Annotated in this window: 4 protein-coding genes and 1 pseudogene; 2 read left to right on the forward strand and 3 right to left on the reverse strand. The window is 70.5% G+C overall.

Annotation, left to right across the window (positions count from 1 at the left end; genetic code table 11):
- Positions 1–5: 5 nt before the first annotated feature.
- From moaB to LHA35_RS09000, 3 genes are all read right to left on the reverse strand, one after another.
- Complete coding sequence (moaB, locus tag LHA35_RS08990; protein WP_226607238.1) at positions 6–545, reverse strand: molybdenum cofactor biosynthesis protein B; 540 nt, start codon at positions 543–545, stop codon at positions 6–8.
- A gap of 211 nt (positions 546–756) precedes the next feature.
- Positions 757–2,409 carry a lytic transglycosylase domain-containing protein gene (locus tag LHA35_RS08995; protein ID WP_226607257.1) on the reverse strand — a complete coding sequence of 551 codons (1,653 nt, stop codon included), beginning with the start codon at positions 2,407–2,409 and terminating at the stop codon, positions 757–759.
- 316 nt (positions 2,410–2,725) lie between these two features.
- Positions 2,726–3,529, reverse strand: coding sequence for a uracil-DNA glycosylase (locus LHA35_RS09000; RefSeq protein WP_456316077.1), 804 nt, complete (start codon positions 3,527–3,529; stop codon positions 2,726–2,728).
- A gap of 109 nt (positions 3,530–3,638) precedes the next feature.
- Here LHA35_RS09000 and LHA35_RS09005 point away from each other — a divergent pair, with 109 nt between their 5' ends.
- Together LHA35_RS09005 and LHA35_RS09010 are read left to right on the forward strand one after the other, a co-directional pair.
- Positions 3,639–5,342 carry an electron transfer flavoprotein-ubiquinone oxidoreductase gene (locus LHA35_RS09005; protein WP_226607245.1) on the forward strand — a complete coding sequence of 568 codons (1,704 nt, stop codon included), beginning with the start codon at positions 3,639–3,641 and terminating at the stop codon, positions 5,340–5,342.
- Between the two features lie 426 nt (positions 5,343–5,768).
- Positions 5,769–7,804: pseudogene (locus tag LHA35_RS09010) on the forward strand (hypothetical protein); the annotation flags it as partial.

Here is a 7,804-nt window from a genome sequence, read left to right on the forward strand (position 1 = left end):
GGCGGTCAGGCCGCCCGCAGATGCTCCTTCAGCCGCGGCATCAGCTCCACCAGGTTGCAGGGGCGGTGCCGGGCATCGAGTTGGAAGACCAGGATGTCGTCCCAGGCATCCTTGCAGGCGCCGGTCGAGCCGGGCAGGGCAAACAGGTAGGTGCCGCCCGCGACACCGCCGAGCGCCCGGCTCTGCATCGTGCTGGTGCCGATCTTCCGGTAGCTCAGCATCCGGAACAACTCGCCGAAGCCCTCGATCTCCTTCTCGAGCACCCGCTTGAAGGCTTCCGGTGTCACGTCCCGGCCGGTGATGCCGGTCCCGCCCGTGGTGATGCCGCAATCGATGGTCGGGTCCTCGATCCAGCGGCGCAGCGCCGCCTCGATCACATCCGCCTCGTCCTTCACGATCTCCCGCGCCACGCAGCGGTGCCCGGCGGCCTCGATCCGCTCCTGCAGCGTCTGGCCGGAACGGTCGCTCGCCAGGTCGCGGGTGTCCGAGACGGTCAGGACCGCGATGTTGACGGGGAGGAAGGGCAGGTTCTCATCAATCGGCATGGGGCGCTCCGCTGGAGCAGATCACGGGCGGGCGTGAAGGCCCGGGGGCCTGAATCTGCTCGACACACAATGACCTGCAGCGGGTCGGCGTCCAGGCAGGAACGCAATCCGCGGCAGGCGGCTCCGGCAGGCGGCCGGGCGGCCTCGGCCTGAGGCGCCGGCGCTTCACGCCCCCGGCTGAAGCCGGCCGGGGGCGATCGCGGGCTTGCCCCTAATGTAGTACGCGGCCCCGCTGGCGCAGCATGGCCGTCACCTCCTCCGGCTGGCTGAAGCGCGGGAAGCTGCCGGCCGCGAGCTGGTCCAGGCTCGGCGCCGGCAGGCCGAGGCGGGAGGCATAGATCCAGGAGAAGGTGAGGACCTGCTGCACGAAGCCGCGGGTCTCGTCGAAGGGGATCGCCTCGATGAAGAGGAAGGGGTCGTCCCGGTGCCCATGCGCAGGCAGCCATTTCAGCAGGTTGCCCGGCCCGGCATTGTAGGCGGCGAGCACCCGGATGAGATTGCCCTCCACCCCCTCATGCCGGGCGAGGTAGTGCACATAGCGCTGGCCGAGCTCCAGCGAGAAGGCCGGGTCGTGCAGCCGGTGCGCCCCCTCGCCCAGCAGGGAGGGGTCGCGGGTCAGGTAGCTCGCGGTCGCCGGCATGATCTGCATGAGCCCCCGCGCCCCGGCCGGGGAGACGGCGCCGGCATTGAAGCGGCTCTCCTGCAGCGCGAGCGCGTAGAGCAGGGCCGGGTCCACCCGGAAGCCGCCCTGCGGCAGCAGGCGCGGCAGGGGGAAGCGGGCGAAGTCCCGCGGCCGCCCGTCCTCCGCCTGGGAGGCGGCGGCGAGTTGCGAGCCCAGCCCGGTGAGATTGGCCTGGGCGGCGACGACCAGCATGGCGCGGACCAGGCCCGGATTGCGCTGCGCCCGGGTCCAGAGCTGCCGCAGCTCCGCCTCCGCCCGGCCGGTCTGGCCGATCTGCAGCAGGGCGAGGGCGCGCCAGCCCCCGGCGGTCTCGGCGATGGCGGCCGCCTCGGCCTCCCCGGCCAGTTCGCCTTCCCAGGCGAAGCCGGCGCCGAGGCCGAGGGAGCGCCGGGCGACGAGGCCGTAGAAGGTCCGCGGCTCCTGCGCCGCCTGCATCATCCAGGAGACATAGAGCTGCGGCCGGCGCGCCCGCACCGCGGCGCGCGCGGTCCAGAAGGCGGCGGCGGCACGGAGGGCGGGGGCGGCCTGCTCGGTGCGGGCGGCCTGCTCGAAGAAGGGCAGGGCGGTCTCGTAGCGCCCGAGCCCCCAGGCCGAGAGGCCGGCCGCGAAGGCGGCGAGGCCGCTCGGCTCGCCGGCCCGGGCGGCCTCGGTAGCGATCCGCAGCGCCTCCTCGTCCCGCCCGGTGCGGAACAGGCCGATGGCGAGGTCGGCCTTGAGCAGCCCGGCATAGGCCGGGGTCATGCCCCTGCCGCGGTTGATGAGGGTGAGGGCGGCGGCGGCATTGCCCTCCCGCGCCCGCTCGCGCACCGCGCGGTCGAGGCCCGGGTTGCGGCTCACCGCGCCCGTGGCCGGCGAGCGCTCCTCGGGCGCGAGGGAGGTCTCGGCCGAGAGCGGCTCGGGGGCTGCCGGCGGGGCGGGCAGGGCGGCGCCGCGCGGCAGCAGCCGCCCCAGCAATTCATGTAGGCGCAGCGCGTCCGGGTGGTCGGCAAAATCGGCCAGCCAGGCCTGGACCTCCGCTGCCGCGGGCGCGGCGTCCGGCCGCAGGAAGCGATCGGCCAGCACATGCCCCATCAGCCGGCGGTCGCCCAGCCGTTCCGACTCGCGCGTCGCGGCGGCCAGGTCGCCGCGCGACTGGAGGTCGAAGATGCGTCGCAGCCGGGCGGCGTCGGACGGAGCCAACACCTGGGGCAGGCCGGGAACACCGCCAGGGGTGGCGGGCCGGGGGACGCTCATGGCGGTCTGGTCAGTGGCCCTTTGCGCCGCAGCGGGGTTGAGACCCCCGCTCATCAGCGCCGCGCCCCACAGGACCCCGGCAAGCAGGGGGCGAAGGGCGCCGCGGGCCATGGGGCCGATCGCTCGCATGGCCCGTTCCCGTTAGCGGTCCCGGTGGCGTCAAGGCAACCCCGAAATTGCGACGCGCGCCGAGAAAAAGTGCCTCAAGCCCCAATCTCAGTGGCTTACGATTTGTTGACGGATAGAGGAACCAGACACCTTCCCGCTATTGGCTTGCCAGGCTGCGCTGAAGCAACAGGAGATCGGCCCAGGCATCTCGCTTCGCGGCAGGGTTTCGCAGCAGGTAGGCGGGATGGAGTGTCGCCAGGGCAGGAAGTGACTGTCCATCGCTTGTCGTTACTTCATGCCAACGTCCGCGCAGCCGGGTGATCCCCTCCTTCGAGCGCAGCAGCGCCTTGGCCGAGACGCCGCCCAGCAGCACGAGGTGCCGCGGCCTGGCGAGGGCGATGTGCCGCAGCACGAAGGGCAGGAAGAGCGCGATCTCGGCATCCGTCGGCGTGCGGTTGCCGGGCGGGCGGAAGGGCAGGATGTTGGTGATGTAGAAACTCGTCTCCCGGCTCAGCCCGATCGAGCCGAGCATCCGGTCGAGCAACTGGCCGGAGACGCCGACGAAGGGGCGGCCCAGCCGGTCCTCGTCGCCGCCCGGCGCCTCGCCGATCAGCATCAGCCCGCTCTCGGGCAGGCCATCGGCGAAGACCAGGTTGGTCGCGGTCTCGCGTAGCGGGCTGCCGTCGAACTCCGCCATGGCGGCGCGCAGCGCCGGCAGGCTGTCCGCCTGCGCGGCGAGCGCCGCGGCCCGGGAGGCGGCGGGCGGGGCGGTGCGGGGCAGGCCGATGCCGGCACGGCCCGGCATGACCAGCGCCGGGGCCGGGCGCTGGGCCGGGCCCGGCGCGGCCGCCGGCGGGGCGGCGCGCGGCACGGTGCGGTCGATCGGCGCCTCCTCCAGCGCCTCTTCCGCTCCCCATTCGATCTGCAGCCGGAGCGCCGCCAGCAGCGCCTCCTGCGTCATGCCCTGCATTGTCCCGCCTGCGTCATCCCATCCCCGGTATCGGCCGGGGGCGGGGTTTCGTGCAACCCGAACCGGGGCTACATGCGGCAGGGATCAGGAGGAGCAAGGCATGTCCGGCGCGGAAGAGCGGGAAGCGATGGAGTTCGACGTGCTGATCGTTGGGGGCGGGCCGGCCGGCCTGGCCGCCGCGATCCGGCTCAAGCAGGTCGCGCCCGAGGCCTCCGTCTGCCTGGTGGAGAAGGGCAGCGAGATCGGCGCCCACATCCTCTCCGGCGCCGTCATCGAGCCGCGCGCCCTGGACGAGCTGCTGCCCGACTGGCGCGACGACCCGCCCTCCCTGGCGACGCCGGCCCAGGACGACCGCTTCATGCTGCTGACGGCGACGCGCGCCATCAAGCTGCCGACCCCGCCGCAGATGAACAATCACGGGAACTACATCGTCAGCCTCGGCAATGTCTGCCGCTGGCTCGGCGCGAAGGCGGAGGCGCTCGGCGTCGAGATCTATCCGGGCTTCGCCGCCTCGGAGACCATCATCGAGGATGGCCAGGTCAAGGGCGTCGTCGCCGGCGTCATGGGCATCCAGAAGGACGGCACCAAGGGCCCGAACTACCAGCCGGGGATGGAGCTGCGCGCGACCTACACCCTGTTCGCCGAGGGCTGCCGCGGCTCGCTGACCAAGAAGCTGATGGAGCGCTACAACCTGCGCGAGGGCGTCGCGCCGCAGACCTATGCGCTCGGGATGAAGGAGCTGTGGGAGATCCCGAAGGAGAAGCACACCCCGGGCCTGGTGTGGCACTCCACCGGCTGGCCGCTCACGCAGGATACCTATGGCGGCTCCTGGCTCTACATGCTCGGCGAGAACCTGGTCTCGATCGGCTTCGTGGTGGGCCTCGACTACCCGAATCCCTGGCTCTCGCCCTTCGACGAGTTCCAGCGCTTCAAGACGCACCCGGAGGTGCGGAAGATGCTGGAGGGCGGCAAGCGCGTCGCCTATGGCGCGCGCGCCCTGAATGAGGGCGGCTTCCAGGCCATCCCGAAGCTGGTCTTCCCGGGCGGCATGCTGATCGGCGACACGGCGGGCTTCCTCAACGTGCCGAAGATCAAGGGCACGCATACCTCCATGAAGTCCGGCATGGTGGCGGCCGAGGCGGTGGCGCAGGCGCTGGCCGGCGAGGAGCGGCCGGCGGTGCTGGAGAGCTACCCGGCGGCGCTGCGCGAGAGCTGGGTCTGGAGCGAGCTGCAGGGCGTGCGCAACATCCGCCCTGGCTTCGCGAAGTACGGGCTGTGGGGCGGGCTCGTGAATGCCGCGCTCGACACCTATGTGTTCCGCGGCAAGGCGCCCTGGACCTGGGCGCACCACCAGGACCACGAGACGCTGAAGAAGGCCTCCGAGGCGAAGCGGATCGAGTATCCGAAGCCGGATGGCGTGCTGACCTTCGACCGGCTCTCCTCGGTGTTCCTCTCGAACACCAACCATGAGGAGGACCAGCCGGCGCACCTGAAGCTGCGCGACCCGGACAAGTGGAAGGGCGTGAACTGGGACCAGTTCCGCAGCCCCGAAAGCCGCTACTGCCCGGCCGCGGTCTATGAGGCGGTGGGGCCAGAGGCGGAGCGGGAGCTGAAGGGTACGCCGGATCCGGAGGCGACCGGGCAGGGCGCCTCGGTCGAGGCGGGGAATGGCGGCGCGCGGCTGGTGATCAACGCGCAGAACTGCGTGCACTGCAAGACCTGCGACATCAAGGATCCGACCCAGAACATCGACTGGACGACGCCGGAGGGCGGCGGCGGGCCGAACTATATCGGCGGCATGTAGCATGGGGGTGCCGCCGGCCCGCCGAGGATGGCGGGGCGGCGGCGCGCCTGGCGTTTCTGCGGCGGGGCTGGCGCGACGGCCAGACCCGCCGCGACACGACTGGCCGTCGCGTCAGATGCTGGCCGGATCAGCGGACAGCATGGGCAAAGAGCCTCCGCAACGGGTCCAGGCCCGGAAATCTCCTGTCATAGAACTTATGGTTGATAGATAAGGAAATTATTTCAACAGAGGGTTGCTTTTTCCGGGCCGATTCTTGAATGCACGCCTCCCTGGATCTTGCGTGACCCCAACTGTCCTGTTTTCTTAACGGATTCGTGTTGGGTCTTTACCAAATCGTGGAAAGACCGCTCCCGCTCTTCACTGTTTTCTCCCTGGGCTTGTCGGCCCGCTCTGCACCGTGCGGCGCCGCCCGGGGAGACCCAGAACGTGAACCTGAATGTCCTGCTGCGTGGGCAGTCCAATGCCGTCATCCTCGGCTGGCTCACAGACGCGAACAACACCAAGGCCATCGCCGCCGAGGTGCAGCGATTGCTCGGCTTCGATGGCGTCACCGATACGGTCACGCTGCTGTTCGAATGGAGCGATCCCGGCGGCAGGAACACCGCGGTCGGCGGGACGGCGCTGATCGGCGACTGGCTGACCCGGACCACGGTGGACGGCCAGCCCTCCTGGCAGGTCAACACGCTGGAGAAGGGGCTGCTGGACTATATCGGCGCCCTCTCATCCGGCCAGCGCGACGACCCGACCGTCGTGCTGTGGCTGCACAGCGAATACGACAGTGACGGCCGCCATCCCGACCTGACCGCCGCCATCTGGGAGAGCGCGGTGCGCTACGATGCGGGGCTGGTGCGCGCCGCATTCGGCAGCAACGATATCCCCTACATCTTCGTCGAGCCCATTCCCTATGTCTCGGGCACGAATGCCGGCACGCAGGCGATCCGCCTCGGCATGGAGAACCTGGTCGCCGACAACAGCTTCAATGCGCGCCTGACCGCCGCGAATGACGACCTGATCATGAATGCCGAATGGTTCGGCGCCGGCGGCCATATGGCCCAGTCGGATGCCGAACTGGTCGCTGGCCGGGCCGCGCGCAGCATCGCCGAGGCTTTCGCCGCCTATGCCAAGGATGGCTCCGTGGTGAAGCTGGCGAACGGCAATATCGCCGATACCGGCCCGATCGCCATCCAGGCGCAGCAGACCGGGCCCCGGCAGGTGGCGGTGACGCTGCAATTCGACGGCGCGACCAAGCTTGCGGCGCTTGATGCCGATGCCGCGACCGGCATCGGCTGGTCGGTCATCTCGGGCTCGACCGTCATCAAGGCAACCGGCGTGGCGCTCGGCGCCGGCAACTCCCTGGTGGTCACCTTCGGCGCCGACCTGCCCACGGGCGGCACGCTCCACTACGGCCATGGCAACGCGCAGCTTCGTGCGGATAATGGCTCCGTCCAGGGCAACGCCATCTATGATGACCAGGGGCTTCCCATGCGGACCCCGGCAGCGGGGCTGGTCATCGATGCCGCGCCCTTGCAGCCGGGCGTGACGCAGGCGGGAACCGAGGGTGTCGATTACCTGCAGGCCGGCACGAACGGCGACACGCTGATCGGCGGCAAGGGGAATGATTTCCTCTTCGGCGGCGCCGGCGCCGACACCTTCGTCTTCTCCCTCGGTGACGGCTTCGACTGGGTCGCGGGCTTCACGCCGGGGGTGGACCGGATCAAGTTCAACCTCGGCATCGCCGCGGCGGGTGTGGTGGTCACGCCCATGACGCTCGAGGATGTCGACGGCCTCGGCGTGATCTATGACCTCAATCAGGACGGGCTCTTCCTCGCGGGCGTCTCGGCCCTGCAGCCCGGCGACATCATCTACACGCCGCCGCCGGTCGGGCCGAGCACGATCCAGGGCGGCTCGAACGGCGCCGATACGCTCGCCGCCGGTGGTGGCGGCGACACGCTGGTCGGCTTCAAGGGCGCCGACTATCTGGTGGGTGGCAGCGGCAAGGATGTCTTCGTCTTCAGCCCCGGGGATGGTCCTGACTTCGTCAACGACTTCACGCCCGGTGCCGACAAGCTGCTCTTCGCGGGCGGCCTCACCAGCGGTGACGTCACCAGCTTCCAGGGCAGCTTCTTCATTGGCGATCTGGAACTGACGGGCCTCTACGTCCAGTACGGTTCCGACGACTCGCAGGTCTTCCTGAACGGCGTGTCGGCCTTGCAGCCCGGCGACATCACCTTCGGCTCCGTGCCTGGCGATGTGGAGCCCGTGCCCAGCTTCACCGTGGTGCAGGGGGGCACGACGACCCAGGTGATGGCCACCGCCTATGCCGGCCCGATGGCCGGGCTGCGCTGGCAGTACACCGGCAGCGCGGCGGCGGAGGCGGTGACCGGCACCGGCCGCAACGACCACATGGCGATGGGGCGCGGCGCCGATACGGTCCGCGGCGGCGCCGGCGACGACTTCCTCGA

The organism is Roseicella aerolata (assembly GCF_020523605.1).
In the GTDB taxonomy this organism is placed as follows: domain Bacteria; phylum Pseudomonadota; class Alphaproteobacteria; order Acetobacterales; family Acetobacteraceae; genus Paracraurococcus; species Paracraurococcus aerolatus.

Bases quoted from the DNA above. Each gene is read 5' to 3' on its own strand.
- LHA35_RS09000 (WP_456316077.1), bottom strand. From the start codon at position 3,529: ATGACGCAGGAGGCGCTGCTGGCGGCGCTCCGGCTGCAGATCGAATGG.
- moaB (WP_226607238.1), bottom strand. From the start codon at position 545: ATGCCGATTGATGAGAACCTGCCCTTCCTCCCCGTCAACATCGCGGTC.
- LHA35_RS09005 (WP_226607245.1), top strand. From the start codon at position 3,639: ATGTCCGGCGCGGAAGAGCGGGAAGCGATGGAGTTCGACGTGCTGATC.